The organism is Delftia sp. CH05, from assembly GCF_009827015.1.
Taxonomy (GTDB): Bacteria; Pseudomonadota; Gammaproteobacteria; order Burkholderiales; family Burkholderiaceae_C; genus Comamonas; species Comamonas tsuruhatensis.
In genome coordinates this window covers 21191-39195 of the sequence record NZ_WUMG01000015.1, presented here as the reverse complement: position 1 = coordinate 39195, position 18005 = coordinate 21191, and the positions used below count along the sequence as shown (strand labels likewise).

Sequence of the window (18005 nt, the reverse complement as noted above, 5' to 3'; positions counted from 1 at the left end):
GCACTCGGTCAGAAGCAGTTTCCAGAATGCGCCGCAAGGCTGCAGATCCATGGGGCTGCCGCCGCGATTCCAACTTCAGGAGACAAACCATGACCGATCCGGTGGTAGACAAGATACAGCGCCATCCCAAATACCAGGAGCTGCGATCCAGACGCAATCGCCTGGGCCTTTTTCTGACGCTGCTGATGCTGGTCGTTTATTACGGCTATATCGCGCTGATTGCTTTCGACAAATCCTTTCTGGCCCAGCCCATTGGCGCGGGCGTGACCTCGCTGGGCATTCCTATCGCCATGGGCGTGATCGTGTTCTCGGTGATCGTCACCGGCCTCTACGTGCGCCGTGCCAATGGCGAGTACGACAAGCTCACCCAGGACATCCTGAAGGACGCCACGAAATGAAGAATTCCGCACAACGCATGCTGCTGGCGCCCGCCGTGGCGCTGGCCCTGACGGGGCCCGTGCTGGCCGCCGGCGGCGATGTCGGCGTGGCCGCCAAGCAGGCCACCAACTGGACCGCCATCATTCTCTTCACGGCCTTCGTCGTGGCCACGCTGTGGATCACCAAGTGGGCCGCGGGCCGCACCAAGTCGGCGGCCGATTTCTACACGGCCGGAGGCGGCATCACGGGCTTCCAGAACGGCCTGGCGATTGCGGGCGACTACATGTCGGCCGCCTCCTTCCTGGGCATCTCGGCCTCGGTCATGGCCAGCGGCTATGACGGCCTGATCTACTCCATCGGCTTCCTGGTGGGCTGGCCCATCCTGACCTTCCTGCTGGCCGAGCGCCTGCGCAACCTGGGCAAGTTCACCTTCGCCGACGTGGCCGGCTACCGCTTCTCCCAGACGCCGTTCCGCGCCTTCGCGGCCAGCGGCACGCTGGTGGTGGTGGCCTTCTACCTGATCGCGCAGATGGTGGGCGCGGGCCAGCTGATCAAGCTGCTGTTCGGCCTGGACTACTGGATCGCCGTGGTGCTGGTGGGCGGCCTGATGATGATCTACGTGCTGTTCGGCGGCATGACGGCCACGACCTGGGTGCAGATCATCAAGGCCTGCATGCTGCTGGCAGGCGTGACCTTCATGGGCTTCATGGTGCTGGCCAAGTACGGCTTCAGCCCCGAGGCGCTGTTCGCCGAAGGCGTGCGCGTGCGCTCCGAGATCGCTGCCAACAACGGCGCCGACCCCTCGGCCGCCGCCAAGGCGGGCCTGGCCATCATGGGCCCGGGCGGCTTCATCAAGGACCCGATCTCGGCCATCAGCTTCGGCATGGCGCTGATGTTCGGCACGCTGGGCCTGCCCCACATCCTGATGCGCTTCTTCACCGTGCCCGACGCCAAGGAAGCGCGCAAGAGCGTGTTCTGGGCCACGACCTGGATCGGCTACTTCTACGTGCTGATCTTCATCATCGGCTTCGGCGCCATCACCCTGGTGCTGACCAACCCCGAGATGGCCGACACGGTCAAGGGCGTGATCCACGGCGGCGCGGGCACGGCCAACATGGCGGCCGTGCTGGTGGCCAAGAGCGTGGGCGGCGACGTGTTCTACGGCTTCATCTCGGCCGTGGCCTTCGCCACCATCCTGGCCGTGGTCGCGGGCCTGACGCTGTCGGGCGCCTCGGCCGTGTCGCATGACCTGTACGCCACCGTGATCAAGAAGGGCAAGGCCGACAGCGCCGCCGAGCTGCGCGTCTCGCGCATCACCACGCTGACGCTGGGCGCCATCGCCGTGCTGCTGGGCATCGTGTTCGAGAAGCAGAACATTGCCTTCATGGTGTCGCTGGCCTTCGCGGTCGCGGCCTCGGCCAACTTCCCCCCGCTGCTGCTGTCGGTGCTGTGGAAGGACTGCACGACCAAGGGCGCCGTGATCGGCGGCTTCATGGGCCTGGCGTCCTCGGTGGGCCTGACCATCGTCTCGCCCCCGGTCTGGGAAGCCACGCTGGGCAACCCTGCAGGCTCGGCCTGGTTCCCCTATGCCTCACCCGCGCTGTTCTCCATGACCATCGGCTTCGTGGGCGTGTGGCTGTTCTCGGTGCTCGACAAGAGTGCCCAGGCCGCCAGGGAACGCGCCGTGTTCCCCGCGCAGCAGGTGCGTTCGGAAACGGGTCTGGGAGCTTCGGGCGCCTCCGGCCACTGAGCTGCCGAAGCGGCAACCACGCACAAGCCGGGCCATGCGCCCGGCTTTTTTCATCCCTCGCCACACCAGAGACACTCAGTTTGACCGGCTGGAGAAGCCTTTTGAGCGGATGGGCGATGTCCTGCGTTTTCCCCGCCCCTAGACTCGGGGGTCTGCCGAGCGCTTCGTGCAGCATGACTTCTCTCTTCAACGCACAGGATCCATCCGACATGCAACTCACCAGCCAAAGCTTCCAGGACGGCCAGGCCATCCCCGGCGAATTCGCGTTCGCCGTGCCCGATGCGGCATCCCACGTGGCGCTGTCGTCCAACCGCAATCCGCACCTTGCCTGGAGCGGCGCACCGGCGGGCACGCAGTCCTTCGTCGTGGTCTGCCACGATCCCGACGTGCCCAGCCGCGGCGACGATGTGAACCAGGAAGGCCGCGAAGTGCCGGCCAGCCTGCCGCGCGTGGACTTCTTCCACTGGCTGCTGCTGGACATTCCGGCCGCCACCACCGAGATCGCGGCAGGTGCCCAGTCCGACGGCGTCACGCCGCGCGGCAAGAGCGGCCCGGCCGCCCCCGGCGGCCTGCGCCACGGCATCAACGACTACACGGGCTGGTTCGCGGGCGACGAGCAGATGAAGGGCGACTACTACGGCTACGACGGCCCCTGCCCCCCGTGGAACGACAGCATCGTCCACCACTACGTCTTCACCGTCTATGCGCTGGCCACGCCCACGCTGGCGGTCTCCGGCGAACTGACCGGCGCCAATGTGCGCGCGGCGCTGCAAGCCGGCCAGGTGCTGGGCAAGGCCAGCATCACCGGCCTGTACAGCCTGAACCCTGCGGTCTGCGCCGCTTGAACCTGAACGGCGACCCGGTGCCCGGCAGCCACTGGCTGCTGCCTTCTGCCGCCCCTGTGGTGCGGGCCGGCCTGTGCAGCCTGGCGCAGCCCAGCCTGCGCCAGGCCCGGCATACGCCGCGCTTCCTGTTCCATGAAGCCTGCCTGCTGCTGGTGGCGGCAGGCAGGCTGGACCTGCACGACGGCAGCCACCAGACCACGGTGGACACGCCCTCTTGCCTGCTGCTGGTGCAGGCGCATACCAGCGCCGATCTGATGAAGACACCGGGCAGCGGCGGACAGCCCTTTCGCTCCGTGCTGCTGGCACTGTCGCCCGAGCTGCTGGAGGCGTTCCACCGCACACGCGCCCAGCCCGCAGCGCTGCCGCTGGACGAGCAGGCCTTTCGGCAACTGCCGCTGGACGATGACCTGCAAGACGCTCTGCGGCAGGTGCTGGCCAGCGTGCCGTCGCCGACTCTCAGCGACGAACGGCTGCGCTACCGGCTGATGGACCTGCTCGCCGCGCTCGCGGAGCGCGGCCACATCCTGCGCCGCGCGGGCCCGCCCGGCACGGCCTCGCGCCTGCGCACCCTCATTGCCCAGGCGCCCCAGCAGCACTGGACAGCGCACAGTGCCGGCAGCGCGCTGGCCATGAGCGAGGCCACGCTGCGCCGGCGCCTGGCCGGCGAGGGCGTCCGCTTCGAGGAACTGCTGGTGGACACGCGCATGCACCACGCCATGCTGCTGGTGCAGACCACCGGCTGGAGCCTGCAACACATCGCCCAGGCCTGTGGCTACCAGTCGCGTGCGCGCTTTTCGGAGCGCTTCCGTGCGCGCTTCGGCTATTCGCCGTCCGCCTTGCGCTGATGCAGCGGGGCCGGCGTCCCGCCGGCCAGCCTGCGCAGCTTGATGAAGGCCAGCGCTGCCATCACGGCGTCGTTGAGCGCGTCGTGGGCCTCTCGCCGGGGCAGGCCCAAATCGGCCATCAGCGTGGCAAAGCGCAGGTCGATCTCGGGCGCCTGCTGCTGCCAGGGCAGCAGCTGCCGGAAGCGGTGGTCGTAGTACAGGGCCGAGACCTCGATGCGCTCGTTGGGCAGGCCCGTGCCCAGCCAGGGGCGCAGCACGCGCTCGATCATGGCCACGTCGAATTCCAGGTAGTAGCCGACCAGCGGGCGGCTGCCGATGAAGCGCAGCAGCTGCGCGAGCGCGTCCTCGATGGCCAGGCCCCGGGCCAGGTCGCGCTCGCGCAGGCGGTGGATGCGCACGCTGTCGCCGGGCACGCTGCGCGAGGGGCGCACCAGCAGCTCCAGGCGCTCGCTGGACAGGATGCGCTCTCCCACGATGCGCACGGCGCCGATGGAGACGATCTCGTCGCTGCGCACGTCCAGGCCCGTGGTCTCGCAGTCCAGCGCCACCCATTCGCCGGGCGGCGGCGCATTGAAAAGGAAGTCATAGGCGGGGTCCGCCAGCCTGCGCCGCTGCCAGTTGCGCCGCAGGCCCGCCACCCATTTCGACAGGGGTGCCGCGCTCATACCGCGTCCAGCCGCAGGCGCTGGCGCAGCAGTTCCCGAAAGCGCCGCACCACGGCCAGCGTGTCCTTGAGCAGATCACGCTCCAGGCTGCTCAGGCGCGCCGGGTCCACATGGCCGGTGACGGTCCGGCCCAGGTCGATCTCGGCCAGGCCCGCCTGCAGGCGCAGGCCCATGAGAAAGTGCAGTCCTTCAAGCAGTTCGCGGCCCTGGACTTCATCGAGCACGCCTTCGGCCACCAGGGCCGCCAGGCGCTCGGCCGTTCCCGTGGCGGCGATGTGGTGGGCCAGCGCCAGGCTGCGCACGCCGTGGACGATGGGAAAGATGCCGGCCTTCTTGAGGTGCACGGGCGCCCCCTCGTCACCACGGCCCAGCAGCCGCTCCCACCAGCTGCCCGGCTCGTGCGCGAAGGCGTCGACGGCCGAGGCAAAGCGCGCCACCTGGGCGTCGCTGTCCAGGGCCAGCGCCATCAGGTCCCGCCGAACCTGCGCGAGCAAGGCTGCATCGCCTGCCACGGCGTGGGCATCCAGAAAGATGGCCAGGTGCATCAGCCCTTGCGGGCTGGGCAGGATCAGCCATTCGCGCACACGACGGCCAAAGTCGGCCACCGTGCCGCGCCACAGCGGATTGCTGAGCATGATGCCGCCCGGGCATTCGGGGTAGCCGAAGCGCTGCAGCTGCGCGGAAAAGCGCGCGCAGATGGCATCGAGGTCCTGGGGCGGCACATAGCCGTCGCGCAGCAGCAGGCCGTTGTCCTGGTCGGTCTTGAGCAATTGCTCGCCGCGCCCCTCGCTGCCCATGACGAAGAGGCAGCTGTGGGCCACCAGGTCCGGCGACGCCAGCATCTGCCAGGCACGCTCGAACAAACGGGCGTTGAGCTGCTGCACCAGGCGCGCCATGAGGGCAATGCGCGTGCCGCCCCGGTGCAGGGCGGCCACCAGGCGCGTGATCTGGGCAGCCGCCTGCTCCAGCGCCTGCAGGTCGGCAGCCTGCTCGATCTGCACGGTGATCAGGTGGGAGTGGTTGGCCAGGAAGCTGAACAGGTCCAGCGCCTCCAGGATGCCCAGCACCTGGCCCTGTGCATCGAGCACCGCCAGCCTGTGCACGCGCGCACGCAGCAGCACGACCAGGGCGTCGCCCAGCTGGTCGTCGGCGCGCACGGTGAACACGGGCTGGCTGGCGAACTCGCCCACGGCCAGCCGCTCCAGCGGGCGGCCGTCGAGGATGGCGCGCTGCAGCGTGGTGCCCGTGAAGATGCCCAGGCCGCCCTGCGGCAGTCCCGAGACCAGCACGCTGGTCGTGCGCTCGGCATGGAACAGGCGCACCACGGAGACGATGTCGGTGGCCGCATCCACCACATGGGCGGCACGCAGATAGGCCTGGTCCACGCGCGCCAGCGTCAGCGACTGCAATTCGTGCCGGTCGGCGCGCTGGGCCAATGTGCCCAGCTTGTGGCCCAGGTCGGAGAACAGCAGGGCGCCAAAGGCCGTGTTGCGCGCGATCAGCTCGCCCACGGTTTCGCGCGCAAGCTGGTAGGCGATGAGCTCCTCGGCCACGGTGAAGCGGCTGCCCGTGCGGCCGGCCACCAGGGCGCGGCCGTCGAAGCTGTCGTCGGGGCCGTAGCTGGCCAGCACCTCGTCGCCCTCGGTCTGCACCACATGGCCCTTGATGATGACGAAGAGGTGGGTGGGCGCCGAGCCGGCATCCAGCACCACGGCGCCTTCGGGGAAGTAGGCGATGTCCACGCCATCGCGCACCAGCGCCTGTTCGTCGGGCGTGAGGCAGTCGAAGGGCGAGGCGGCGAAGTTGAAGGCGTTGGGCATGGGGCGGGGCCGTTGTTCCAGCCCCGCCATTCAAACCTTCAGGCCTTGCTCCACGCTTGCAGCCGCGTCCCAGCCGCTGTCGAACCAGCTGTCGCCTTCCAGGTAGGCGCGCAGCATGGGCAGGCTGTCCAGGCCCCAGAAGAGGCGGCCGTCGACTTCCCAGGCCGGCACGCCGAACAGGCCTTGCGCGGCCGCGGCGTCGGTGTTCTCGCGCAGCAGGCGCTTGGCGTTGTCCGCCGCATCCGTGCGCAGCTGTGGCGCCAGCGTGGCGCGCAGTGCGTCGAGCCGCGCCGGGTCCAGCGCGTCGGCGCCGCCCAGCCAGACATGGCGCAGCACCGTGCCCGCGACAAAGCGGTTGACCGTGCCGTCGTCGCTGCATTCCAGCGCCAGGCGCAGCAGCGGCAGCGGGTTGAACGGATGGCGGGCCGGCATGTCCAGCCCCACGCCCGTGGCATGGCCCAGCCAGCTCACATGGCGGTAGGTCCACTCGCGCTTGCCCGCAATGCCGGCCGGCCCCGGGTTGGCATGGCGCTGCAGCAGCGCGCCCAGCAGCACGGGGCGGTACTGCATGTGGTGGCTGATGCCCTGCAGGGCCTGAGGCAGTTGCTCGAAGGCCAGCCAGGCATAGGGCGAGACGAAGTCGAGATGGAAGGTGATCTGCTTCATGGCGGCAGGCTCCTGCAGTGCAGTCCAGGGGGGTCTAGGGGACGGCGACCGTGATGCCCGCACGCTCGAGCAGCGCGTTCCAGATGACCAGGCGCTGCGACGCATCGGACTTGGACCAGGCACGGATCTCGTCGATGGTGCGAAAGCACCCTTCGCAATGGCTGCGGTCCGGCGTCATGCGGCAGACCGAGATGCAGGGCGATGGCACGGGCTCGTCGTCAGCGCGCGCAGCGAAGGCTGCGCCGGCCTTGTGGGCCAGCATTTCCTTGGGGCCCATCATGCCGCCACCTCCTGCACCACGTCAGCCCAGGGCGCGCCGGCCAGCAGTTGCAGCGCGGCCGGCGTGGCCGCGAACACCGCATGCGGATGGCCGGCGGCCGCCCAGACCGTGTCGAAACGCTGCAGTTCCCGGTCCACCAGGGTCACGGGCGTGTTGGCATGGGCTACGGGGCTGACGCCGCCGATGGAAAAGCCCGTCTGCGCCTTGACGAAATCGGCGTCGGCACGGCCCACGGGGCCGACCAGGGCGGCGACCTTCTTCTCGTCCACGCGGCGGTCGCCCGAGGCCACGACCAGCACGGCCACACCGTCGCTGCGGCGGCGGAAGATGATGCTCTTGGCCACCTGGCCCACGAGGATGCCCAGCTGGTCGGCCGCTTCCTGGGCCGTGCGCGCCGCGCCGTCCAGCATGCGCGGCCCCTCGCCATGGCCGGCCTGCTGCAGGAAGGCCGCCACGCGCTGCACGCCTTCGGGAAGATGGTGGAGTTCAGATCCGCACATGCTCACACCGCCTCGCATGCAGACGCGCTGGCGCGCTTGGTGAGCAGTGCCTTGGCCACGCGCGACTGCGTGGGGCGGCCCAGGTGGTCGCTGATGAACTGGCCGGCGTCAATCAGCTTGTCCAGGTCGATACCGGTCTCTATGCCCATGCCCTGCAGCATGTAGACCACGTCCTCGGTGGCCACATTGCCTGTGGCGCCCTTGGCGTAGGGGCAGCCGCCCAGGCCCGCCACCGAGGTGTCGAACTGCCACACGCCCAGCGACAGCGCGGCCAGCGTGTTGGACACGGCCTGGCCGTAGGTGTCGTGGAAGTGGCCCGAGACATCGTCGATGGCGAAGTGCTGCAGCGTGGCCTCGATGGCCTTGCGCACCTTGACGGGCGTGCCCACGCCGATGGTGTCGGCCACGCCCACATGCTGCACGCCGATGCCCTTCATGAGGCCGGCCAGGTAGGCCACGCGCTCGGGGGCGATCTCGCCTTCGTAGGGGCAGCCCACGGTGCAGCTCATGGCGCCGCGCACGTAGATGCCCTGGGCGCGTGCGGCCTCGGCCACGGGGGCGAAGCGCTCGATGCTTTCGGCAATGGAGCAGTTGATGTTCTTCTGGCTGAAGGCCTCGCTGGCTGCGCCGAAGACCACGATCTCGTCGGGCCACAGTTCACGCGGCGCCGACAGCGCGGCCTCCAGGCCCTTCATGTTGGGCGTGAGCACGCTGTAGCGCACGCCGGGGCGGCGGACGATGCCGGCCATGACTTCGGCGTTGTCGGCCATCTGCGGCACCCATTTGGGGCTGACGTAGCTGGTGACCTCGATTTCCTTGAGGCCGGCTTCCTGCAGGCGGTGCACCAGCTCGATCTTGACGGCGGCGGGCACGGGCTGTTTTTCATTCTGCAGGCCGTCGCGGGGGCCTACATCGACGAGTTTGACGCGGGAAGGAATGCTCATGGGGTGTTCTCACCGGGATGACGGGTACGGCCCCTATTGTCCAGGCTTGCAGGTCCGGACACCACCCCATATCCTGCCGGGCCATGCACAACGGCTGCCAGCGCCCCCTTCAGCCCGGCAGGGCCGCCATTTCCTCGCGCAGCATCTCCACCATGCGCGCGGCAGCCGGCGACAGGCGGCGGCCGCTCAGGCGCACCAGGCCGATGGGGCGGCGCAGCACCGGCCGTGCCAGCGGGCGCGCCACCACTTCCGGCCGCTGCACCACCTGGGCGGCCAGCAGGGGCAGCGCGCTCACGCCCAGATCGGCAGCCACCATGGCCGCGATGGTGGCCAAGTGCTCCACGGCGTACTGGGGCGCAAAGCGTATGCCGTGGGTCAGCAGGGCCTCGTCGGCGTACTGCCGCACGCTGGTGCCGGCCGGCATGGAGATGTGGGGCAGATGGGCCACGTCGGCCCAGCCCAGATCGCCACGCCCGCGCGCCAGCGCATGGCCGCGGCCCAGCAGCAGCACGAAGCGGTCGGAGGCCAGCGGCAGGTAGTCCAGGTCGGCATAGGCGGGGTTGGCCGCCGTGAGCGCAAAGTCCACGCGGCCCGCGCGCACCATGTCGAAGGCCGGCCCGGCCAGGCTGTCGAACAGCTCCAGGTGCACGCCCGGATGCTCGGCCGCGAAGCGCGCCAGCACGCGGGGCAGCAGGCCCGCAGCCAGCGACGGCAGGGCCGCCAGCGCCAGCCGGCCCACCTGCACCTGGGCCACCTCCTGCACGCGGCGCACGGTCTCGTCCATCTGGTGGCGCAGGATGCGCGCCTGCTCGGCGAAGACCTCGCCGGCCTGGGTCAGTTCCACGGCGCGCGTGGTGCGCTCGAACAGGCGCGCGCCCAGCATCTCTTCCAGCCGCGCCAGCGTGCCCGAGACGGCCGACTGCGACAGGTGCATCTGCAGCGCCGTGCGCCGAAAGCTCAGCGAATCGGCCAGCGCCAGAAAGACATCGACCTCGCGGGCCGACCAATTGATCTTCATGGCCGATCAGTTTATCGAAAAATGCGTCTTTACCGTTCAATGACGTCTGCCTAGACTGCGCCTCAAATCCATGAAATCAGCAGGAGACAGCATGCACAGCAGTTCGCCGCGCAACGCGCGCACGGTGGTCGTCGGGGGAGGCACCATGGGTGCCGATGTGGCCGTGGTCCTGGCCCGGGGCGGCGCCCTGGTGACCGTGGTCGACCCCGGCGCGGCCCGGCGCGAGCTGCTGCTGCAGCACATTGCCATCGAGCTGGCCACGGCCGGCTTTGCCCGGTGCGCGTCCCAGGTCTCGGTCTGCGCGGCGCTGGAGGATGTGGCCTGGGACGGCGTCGCCCTGGTGGTGGAATGCATCACCGAGCGGCTGGACGCCAAGCAGGCGCTGTTCGCCGAGCTGCAGGCGCATGCGCCGGCCGACGCCGTGCTGGCCAGCAACAGCTCGGGCTTTCCCATCAGCGCCATCGCCAGCGGCCTGCCCACGGCGCAGCGCATGCTGGGCCTGCACTTCTTCATGCCCGCCCACCTGGTGCCGCTGGTGGAGGTGGTGCTGGGAGAGCGCAGCGACCCGGCCCTGGGCCAGTGGCTGCACGCCTTCATGCGCGGCTGCGGCAGCGTGCCGGTACTGGTGAAGAAGGACAAGCCCGGCTTTCTGGCCAACCGCATGCAGCATGCGCTGTCGCGCGAGGCCTTCGCCCTCATCGACGAGGGCATTGCCTCGCCCGAGGACGTGGATGCCGCCGTGCGCTTCGGCTTCGGCTTCCGCTTCCTGGCGGCCGGCCCCGTGCTGCAGCGCGACCATGCGGGCATCGAGGTGCATTGCGCAGCGGCCGCCACCATGTACCCCACGCTGTCCAACACCGATGTGCCGGCCCAGGCCCTGCGCGATCGCGTGGCGCGGGGCGATCTGGGCATGAAGACCGGCAAGGGCTTCTTCGACTGGCCCGAGGACCGCCGCCTGGCCGAGCGTGCACGCTACGACGCGCTGCTGCGCCAGGGCCTGGCCCTGCTGGCCAGCGAGCTGCCGGTGCCGGAGCAGGCACAGGACACGCCATGAGCACGCCGGTCCCCACGTCAACCACGTCGCCCACGTCACCCACCTCGCAGTGGAGCGACCCGCTGATCATCACCGTGGCCCCCAACGGCGCCTACAAGCAGCCGGCCGACCACCAAGCCCTGCCGGCCACACCCTGCTGCTGGCCGCCAGCGGCCCCATGGCCGTGAATTCCTCGCTGTACAAGAGCATGCCCTTCAACCCGCTCAAGGACCTGGAGCCCGTGGTGCAGCTGTCGGCCTTCCCGCTGGTGCTGGAGGTCCATCCCTCGCTGGGCGTCAAGACCGTGGCCGAGCTGCTGGCCCTGGCCAAAACGGGCAAGACACTGAGCTTTGCCTCGGCCGGCAACGGCACGCCCCAGCACCTGGCGGGCGAGCTGTTCAACTCCATGGAGCAGGTCAAGCTGGGCCATGTGCCCTACCGGGGTGCGGGACCGGCGCTCAACGACCTGATCGGCGGCCAGGTGGGCGTGATGTTCGACATCGTGGGCAGCTCGCTGCAGCATATCCAGGGCGGGCGCCTGATCCCGCTGGCCGTCACCTCGGCCGAGCGCACCAAGGTGCTGCCCGACGTGCCCACCATGGCCCATGCCGGCGTGCCCGGCTACCAGATCACGGGCTGGCATGGCATTGCCGTGCGCGCGGGCACGCCGCCCGCCGCCATCGACAAACTCAATGCCACGGTCAACGCCGTCTTCAAGGACCCGGCCTTCCGCACGCGCTGGGAGGCCATCGGCACGCCGGCCGTGGGCGGCACGGCGGCCGAATTCGGCGCCTTGATCAGGAGCGATTCCCAGCGCCTGGGCGCGCTGGTGCGCAGCACCGGCGTGACGCTGGACTGAGCGCGCCCGTCAGTAGCCGCGCTGCAGGTCCACGCGGCCGCTCACGGCCTCGCCCCGGCTCAGCGCCGCGACCTTGCCCACGATCTGCTCCACGCTGTCGCGCGCCAGGGTGCGCGCCGAAGTGTGGGGCGTGAGCGTGATGCGCGGATGCCGCCAGAAGGCATGGCCGTCGGGCAGCGGCTCGGTGCGGAACACATCGAGCAACGCGCCGGACACATGGCCCCCGTCGATGGCGGCGACGAGGTCCTCGTCCGCCACATGGCCGCCGCGTCCCACGTTGATCACATAGGCGCCCGGCTGCAGCAGGGCCAGGCTGCGCGCGTCGATGATGCTGTCGGTCTCGGGCGTCAGCGGCAGCAGGTTGACGAGGATGCGGGTGGCGCGCAGAAAGGCGTCGAAGTCCTGCGGGCCGCAGAAGCCACGCACGCCGTCGATGGCATGCGGCGTACGGCTCCAGCCGTTGACGGGGAAATCGAACACCGCCAGCGCGCGCGCCACGCGCTCGCCCATGCGGCCCAGTCCCATGACGCCCACGGGGTAGTCGGCACGCCGGGGATTGGGCCGGTGCTGCCACAGGCCGGCGGCCATGTCGGCCTCGTAGCCGTCCAGGCCCCGGAAGAAGCGGATCACGGCCTGGCTGACGTATTCGGCCATCTGCACGGCCATGCCGGCGTCCTCCAGGCGGTAGACGGGAAGGTCGGGCGGCAGGCGCAGCGGCAGCAGCGCATCGACGCCGGCGCCGATGTTGAACAGGGCCTTGAGGCCCGGCTGCTCGTCGATGAAGCGCTGGGGTGGCGCCCAGACCAGGGCGTAGTCGGCCTGCGGCGCGCCCGGCGACCAGATGTCCACCTCGGCGCCCGGCAGGGCCGCGCGCAGTCCTTGCAGCCAGGCGTCGGGCCTGGTGTCTTCGCAGCAGAAAGTCACTCGCATAGGTGGCCAAGCCTAACGGCCTGGCGACGCCCACGCGCGACTTTTGCGCAAAACTGTCTTGCCTGCGGGCTCAGCTTTCCAGGCGCAGCAGCTCGGAGCCTTCGGTCACCTGGTCGCCGGGCGCATACAGCAGCTCGGCCACCACGCCGTCGCCGGGCGCGGCGATGGTGTGCTCCATCTTCATGGCATCCATCACGGCCAGCGGCTGGCCCTTGCTGACCTTGTCGCCGGCCTTGACGGCAAAGGAGACCACCTTGCCCGGCATGGGCGCCGTCAGGCGGCCGCCTTCCGAATGCACATCGCCCGCATGGGCCAGCGGATCGGCCAGGCCCAGCACGGCCGCGCCCTGGGGAGCGAACACATGGCATTGCTCGCCCAGCACATGGACCTGGGCGCGCAGGCGCTGGCCCGCGAATTGCACGTCGAAGGCGCCGTCCCCGGCCTGTTGCCAGGACAGCAGGCCCTCGGCGAGGGACTCGCCCTCGCCCACGGCCAGCTGCAGCGCGCCGTCATGCAGGTAGCGCAGGCGCGCGGGCACGGCGGCCTCGCCCTGGCGGAAGTCCCAGCGCCGCTCGGCCACGCCGTGCGAGCGCCAGCCGTCGCGGCGGCTGAAGGGATCGGCGGTTTCCTGCGCGCGCTCTGCCTGCAGCACCTGGGCCACGGCGGCGGCCACGGCCTGGGCCTGGGGCAGGCGCTGCTGGTGGAACAGATGCTGCTTCTCGCGCTCGATCAGCGCCGTGTCCAGCTTGGCGGTTGCAAAGGCATCGCTGGCGATGACCTGGCGCAGGAACTGCACATTGGTGGCCAGGCCCACGATGCGTGTCTCGGCCAGGGCGGCATCGAGCCGCGCCAGCGCCTGTTCGCGCGTGTCGCCATGCACGATGAGCTTGGCGATCATGGAGTCGTAGAAGGGGCTGATGGCATCGCCCTCGCGCACGCCGTCGTCCACGCGCACGTCGCCGACATGGAAGCTGGCGCAGTCGGGCTTGCGGTAGACATGCAGGGTGCCGGTGGCGGGCAGGAAGCCGTTGTCGGGGTTTTCGGCGCAGATGCGCGCCTCGATGGCATGGCCGGTGATGCGCAGCTCGTCCTGGCGCTTGGGCAGGGGCAGGCCGCTGGCCACGCGCAGCTGCCAGTCCACCAGGTCCTCGCCCGTGATGGCCTCGGTCACCGGGTGCTCGACCTGCAGGCGGGTGTTCATCTCCATGAAGTAGAACTTCATGGCCTCGGGCTGGTCGTAGCCGCCGGGCTGCTCGACGATGAATTCCACCGTGCCCGCGCCCACGTAGTTCACGGCCTGGGCGGCGGCCACGGCGGCCTCGCCCATCTTCTGGCGCAGCGCAGGCGTCATGCCGGGCGCGGGGGACTCCTCCAGCACTTTCTGGTGGCGGCGCTGCACCGAGCAGTCGCGCTCGAACAGGTAGACGCAGTTGCCCTGGGTGTCGCCAAAGACCTGGATCTCGATATGGCGCGGGCGCAGCACGTATTTCTCGACCAGCACGGCGTCGTCGCCGAAGCTGTTGATGGCCTCGCGCTGGCAGCTGGCCAGGGCGGCGGCAAAGTCCTCGCTGCGCTCGACCAGGCGCATGCCCTTGCCGCCGCCGCCGGCGCTGGCCTTGATCAGCACGGGGTAGCCGATGCGGTCGGCCTCGCGCTGCAGCAGCTGCGGGTCCTGGTCGGCCCCGTGGTAGCCGGGCACCAGGGGCACGCCGGCCTTTTCCATGAGCTGCTTGGAGGCCGCCTTCAGGCCCATGGCGCGGATGGCCGAGGGCGGCGGGCCGATGAAGACCAGGCCGGCATCGGCGCAGGCCTGGGCGAATTCCTCGTTCTCGCTGAGAAAGCCGTAGCCGGGGTGGATGGCCTGGGCGCCCGTGGCCTTGGCGGCCTCCAGGATGCGTTCCCAGCGCAGATAGCTGTCCTTGGGGGCGCTGCCGCCGATGTGCACGGCCTCGTCGCAGGCCTGCACATGCTTGGCGCGGGCATCGGCGTCCGAGTACACGGCCACGGTGCGCACGCCCATGCGGCGGGCGGAAGCCGCGACGCGGCAGGCGATTTCACCGCGGTTGGCGATCAGGATCTTCTTGAACATGCGTTATCTCCAGTGTTTTCTCTGCAGCCCCGGTCATTCGGCGACCGGCGGCTATGGTTTTTGATTCATCGCGGGAGACCCGCCGAACAGCGCGCGCAGGCGCTGCACCACGGCCTTGAGAAAGCGCCACAGCGCCCAGGTCAGCAGCCACAGCGCGATGACCACGACCAGCAGCACGGCGGCGAAGGCCAGCGGGTGCGTGAGCGCCAGCCAGATCGCGCCCACCGAGGCGCCGTCCTCCACCAGGCTCGCGCCCACGTTGGAAAACGGCTCGGGCGAGGTGTTGATGGCCGCGCGCGTCGTGCTTTTGGCCACCTGGCTGGACAGGGCCAGCGAGCCGCCCATCAGGGCCGCCATGGTGGCCATGGTCGCGCTGTCGGCGCCGAAGACGCCGGCCGCCAGCGCCGCGCCCGCCGGGATGCGGATCACGCTTTGCAGCAAGTCCCAGACCGAGTCCACCCCGGGGATCTTGTCGGCGAAGAACTCCACGAACAGCAGCGCTCCGCTGGCGAACAGCAGGGCCGGATGCTCCAGCACATGCAGCCCGCCCGGCAGCGCCACCCAGCCCAGCGCCCCCAGCAGCCCGGTCACGAACACCACGGCGTAGAGCCTAAAGCCGCTGGCCCAGCCCAGTGCGGCGGCCAGCGCCAGCAGGCCGGCCATGTCCATGCCGCTGGTGGCCTGGCCCACGCGCTCGGCCACTTCGCCAGCCGCCTCGCTGACCGTGTGGTGCACGGCCGGGCCCGGGTACAGGCCCACGGACTGCAGCCACTGGACGAGGGAGTCGGTCAGGGTGCTCATGGTGTTGGCTCGGCGTTGGCTCGGCGTTGCTCGGTGGTGGCGCGATGAATGGGCAGCCTGCGCGTGTCAGGCCAGCCAGGCCGGCTTGCGCTTTTGCAGGAAGGCCTGCACGCCCTCCTTGCCCTCGGCGCTGGCGCGGATGTCGGCGATGCCTTCGACGGTGGCGGCGATCAGCTGCTCGTTGATCTCGCGCTCGGCCACGTCGATCACCAGGCGCTTGCAGGCGCGGGCGGCGGCGGGACCGGCGCTGACCAGGTGCTTGAGCAGGCCGTCCACGGCGTTGTCCAGCTCTTCGGCGGGCACGACGCGGTGCACGAAGCCGATGCGCAGCGCCTCGGCCGCGTCGAAGCGCTCACCGGTCAGGAAGTAGCGGTGGGCGGCGCGCGCGCCCATGGCGCGGATCACGTAGGGGCTGATGGTGGCGGGGATGAGGCCGATCTTCACTTCGGACAGGCAAAAGCCCGCGCCCTCGGCGGCCACGGCCATGTCGCAGGCCGCGACCAGGCCCATGCCGCCCGCATAGACATCGCCCTGCACGCGCGCGATGGTGGGTTGCGGGCATTCGTAGATCACGCGCAGCATCTCGGCCAGCAGGCCGGCGTCCTCGCGGTTCTCGTCGCGCGAGTAGTCGGCCATGCGGCGCATCCAGTTGAGGTTGGCGCCCGCGCAAAAGGCCGGCCCCTCGGCGGCCAGCACCACGGCGCGCACGTCGCTGCGCTTGCCCACGGCGTGGAAGGCGTGGGTGATGTCGGCAATGACCTCGTCGCTGAAGGCATTGCGCACTTCGGGCTGGGTCAGCGTGATGGTGGCCAGGGGGCCCTGGAATTCGAGGGTCAGTGCGGTGGTTTTCATGAAGTACCTCGCTGCAAGGAAAGGGAAGCCGCCGTCACATGCGGAACACGCCGAAGCGCGTGTCCGCTATGGGCGCGTTGCGCGTGGCCGCCAGGCCCAGCGCCAGCACGCGGCGCGTGTCGGCGGGGTCGATGACGCCATCGTCCCACAGGCGCGCCGTCGCGTAATAGGGGTGGCCCTGATCCTCGTACTGCTGGCGGATGGGGGCCTTGAAGGCCTCTTCCTCCTCGGCCGTCCACTGGCCACCCTTGGCCTCGATGCCGTCGCGCTTGACGGTGGCCAGCACGCTGGCCGCCTGCTCGCCGCCCATGACCGAGATGCGCGCGTTGGGCCACATCCACAGGAAGCGCGGCGAGTAGGCGCGGCCGCACATGCCGTAGTTGCCTGCGCCGAAGGAGCCGCCGATGATGATGGTGAACTTCGGCACGGCCGCCGTGGCCACGGCCGTGACCAGCTTGGCGCCGTGGCGGGCAATGCCTTCGTTCTCGTACTTGCGGCCCACCATGAAGCCCGTGATGTTCTGCAGGAAGACCAGCGGGATCTTGCGCTGGCAGCACAGCTCGATGAAGTGCGCGCCCTTGACGGCCGATTCGCTGAACAGGATGCCGTTGTTGGCGATGATGCCCACCTGCATGCCCTCGATGCGCGCAAAGCCGCAGACCAGGGTGGCGCCGAAGCGGGCCTTGAACTCGTCGAAGCGGCTGCCGTCCACCACGCGGGCGATGATCTCGCGCACGTCGAAGGGCTTGCGCGTGTCCACGGGGATCACGCCGTACAGCTCGCCGCCGTCGAACAGCGGCGCCTCGGGCGGCAGGTCGCCAGCCGAAGGCTGCTTGGCATGGTTGAGGTTGGCCACGGCCTGGCGCGCCAGCGCCAGCGCGTGGGTGTCGTTGTGGGCCAGGTGGTCGGCCACGCCCGACAGGCGCGTGTGCACGTCGCCGCCGCCCAGGTCCTCGGCGCTGACCACCTCGCCCGTGGCGGCCTTCACCAGCGGCGGGCCGCCCAGGAAGATGGTGCCCTGGTTCTTGACGATGATGGACTCGTCGCTCATGGCCGGCACATAGGCGCCGCCGGCCGTGCACGAGCCCATGACCACGGCGATCTGGGCAATGCCCTCGGCGCTCATGTTGGCCTGGTTGAAGAAGATGCGGCCGAAGTGCTCGCGGTCGGGGAACACATCGTCCTGGTTGGGCAGGTTGGCGCCGCCCGAGTCCACCAGGTAGATGCAGGGCAGGCGGTTCTGCGCGGCGATCTCCTGGGCGCGCAGGTGCTTCTTCACCGTCATCGGGTAGTAGGTGCCGCCCTTCACCGTGGCGTCGTTGCAGACGATCATGCAGTCCACGCCGCTGACGCGCCCGATGCCGGCGATCAGGCCCGCGCCGGGTGCATCGTTGCGGTACATGTTGAGCGCAGCCAGCGGGGCGATCTCCAGGAAGGGCGTGCCCGGGTCCAGCAGCATGGCCACGCGGTCGCGCGGCAGCAGCTTGCCGCGCGCCACGTGCTTGGCGCGCGCGGCCTCGCCGCCGCCCTCGGCGACCTTGGCCACCTGGGCCTGCAGGTCCTCGACCACGGCGCGCATGGCCGCGGCATTGGCCAGGAAGTCCGCCGAACGCGGATTGAGTTGGGTGCCCAGAATGCTCATGTGTGGCCTCTTCTTGTGTTTGCCCGATGCGGGCGCTTGGTTTTTCCGAATGTCCTGCAAAGAACGGCGGTCCGGCCTGGGGAAAATG

The 18005-nt window shown here is 69.8% G+C and carries 17 protein-coding genes and 1 pseudogene; 6 read left to right on the top strand and 12 right to left on the bottom strand.

The annotated features are described in order from the left end of the window. Positions 1-89 precede the first annotated feature (89 nt). From GRX31_RS14205 to GRX31_RS14190, 4 genes are all read left to right on the top strand, one after another. On the top strand, positions 90-398 hold the full coding sequence (locus tag GRX31_RS14205; protein ID WP_012207753.1) for a DUF485 domain-containing protein: 309 nt from the start codon (positions 90-92) through the stop codon (positions 396-398). Continuing rightward, the gene (locus tag GRX31_RS14200) at positions 395-2128 is read left to right on the top strand and encodes a cation acetate symporter (RefSeq protein ID WP_016450046.1); all 1734 of its coding nucleotides are present in this window, start codon (positions 395-397) and stop codon (positions 2126-2128) included. Before GRX31_RS14205 ends, GRX31_RS14200 begins: the two co-directional genes overlap by 4 nt. 209 nt (positions 2129-2337) lie before the next feature. Further along, complete coding sequence (locus GRX31_RS14195) at positions 2338-2973, top strand: YbhB/YbcL family Raf kinase inhibitor-like protein (RefSeq protein WP_016450045.1); 636 nt, start codon at positions 2338-2340, stop codon at positions 2971-2973. Beyond that, on the top strand, positions 2970-3818 hold the full coding sequence (locus tag GRX31_RS14190; RefSeq protein ID WP_017407741.1) for an AraC family transcriptional regulator: 849 nt from the start codon (positions 2970-2972) through the stop codon (positions 3816-3818). Before GRX31_RS14195 ends, GRX31_RS14190 begins: the two co-directional genes overlap by 4 nt. Here GRX31_RS14190 and GRX31_RS14185 read toward each other — a convergent pair. From GRX31_RS14185 to GRX31_RS14155, 7 genes are all read right to left on the bottom strand, one after another. Beyond that, complete coding sequence (locus tag GRX31_RS14185) at positions 3794-4483, bottom strand: 3'-5' exonuclease (protein ID WP_160853239.1); 690 nt, start codon at positions 4481-4483, stop codon at positions 3794-3796. The two genes, GRX31_RS14190 and GRX31_RS14185, sit on opposite strands and share 25 nt — an antisense overlap. Beyond that, positions 4480-6333: a putative nucleotidyltransferase substrate binding domain-containing protein gene (locus tag GRX31_RS14180; RefSeq protein WP_160853237.1), complete on the bottom strand. Its 1854-nt coding sequence runs from the start codon at positions 6331-6333 to the stop codon at positions 4480-4482. The genes GRX31_RS14185 and GRX31_RS14180 overlap by 4 nt, the downstream gene beginning before the upstream one ends. Further along, complete coding sequence (locus GRX31_RS14175) at positions 6334-6969, bottom strand: DsbA family protein (protein ID WP_034363224.1); 636 nt, start codon at positions 6967-6969, stop codon at positions 6334-6336. 34 nt (positions 6970-7003) lie between these two features. Further along, positions 7004-7249, bottom strand: coding sequence for a DUF1289 domain-containing protein (locus GRX31_RS14170; protein ID WP_016450040.1), 246 nt, complete (start codon positions 7247-7249; stop codon positions 7004-7006). Then, entirely contained in the window at positions 7246-7749 is a 504-nt protein-coding gene (locus GRX31_RS14165; RefSeq protein ID WP_012207760.1) for a YbaK/EbsC family protein, read from the bottom strand. Before GRX31_RS14165 ends, GRX31_RS14170 begins: the two co-directional genes overlap by 4 nt. Positions 7750-7751: 2 nt before the next feature. After that, complete coding sequence (locus GRX31_RS14160; protein WP_016452781.1) at positions 7752-8693, bottom strand: hydroxymethylglutaryl-CoA lyase; 942 nt, start codon at positions 8691-8693, stop codon at positions 7752-7754. Between the two features lie 109 nt (positions 8694-8802). Further along, the gene (locus GRX31_RS14155; protein ID WP_012207762.1) at positions 8803-9711 is read right to left on the bottom strand and encodes a LysR family transcriptional regulator; all 909 of its coding nucleotides are present in this window, start codon (positions 9709-9711) and stop codon (positions 8803-8805) included. A gap of 91 nt (positions 9712-9802) precedes the next feature. Between GRX31_RS14155 and GRX31_RS14150 the strand changes: the two genes are divergently transcribed. Together GRX31_RS14150 and GRX31_RS14140 are read left to right on the top strand one after the other, a co-directional pair. Continuing rightward, on the top strand, positions 9803-10765 hold the full coding sequence (locus GRX31_RS14150) for a 3-hydroxyacyl-CoA dehydrogenase family protein (RefSeq protein ID WP_016450038.1): 963 nt from the start codon (positions 9803-9805) through the stop codon (positions 10763-10765). Continuing rightward, a pseudogene (locus tag GRX31_RS14140) lies at positions 10762-11603 on the top strand (tripartite tricarboxylate transporter substrate-binding protein). Before GRX31_RS14150 ends, GRX31_RS14140 begins: the two are co-directional and overlap by 4 nt. A 9-nt stretch (positions 11604-11612) precedes the next feature. Here GRX31_RS14140 and GRX31_RS14135 read toward each other — a convergent pair. From GRX31_RS14135 to GRX31_RS14115, 5 genes are all read right to left on the bottom strand, one after another. Further along, positions 11613-12533: a 2-hydroxyacid dehydrogenase gene (locus GRX31_RS14135; RefSeq protein ID WP_160853235.1), complete on the bottom strand. Its 921-nt coding sequence runs from the start codon at positions 12531-12533 to the stop codon at positions 11613-11615. A 70-nt stretch (positions 12534-12603) separates the two neighbouring features. Next, positions 12604-14622 carry an acetyl/propionyl/methylcrotonyl-CoA carboxylase subunit alpha gene (locus tag GRX31_RS14130; RefSeq protein ID WP_160853233.1) on the bottom strand — a complete coding sequence of 673 codons (2019 nt, stop codon included), beginning with the start codon at positions 14620-14622 and terminating at the stop codon, positions 12604-12606. A gap of 51 nt (positions 14623-14673) precedes the next feature. Beyond that, positions 14674-15423, bottom strand: a complete 750-nt coding sequence (locus GRX31_RS14125) for a DUF4126 domain-containing protein (RefSeq protein WP_043790440.1) — start codon at positions 15421-15423, stop codon at positions 14674-14676. A gap of 66 nt (positions 15424-15489) precedes the next feature. Further along, positions 15490-16275 (bottom strand): enoyl-CoA hydratase/isomerase family protein, encoded by a 786-nt coding sequence (locus tag GRX31_RS14120; RefSeq protein WP_034363212.1) that lies wholly within the window; start codon positions 16273-16275, stop codon positions 15490-15492. 34 nt (positions 16276-16309) lie between these two features. Next, positions 16310-17917, bottom strand: a complete 1608-nt coding sequence (locus tag GRX31_RS14115) for a carboxyl transferase domain-containing protein (RefSeq protein WP_016450032.1) — start codon at positions 17915-17917, stop codon at positions 16310-16312. Positions 17918-18005 lie beyond the last annotated feature (88 nt).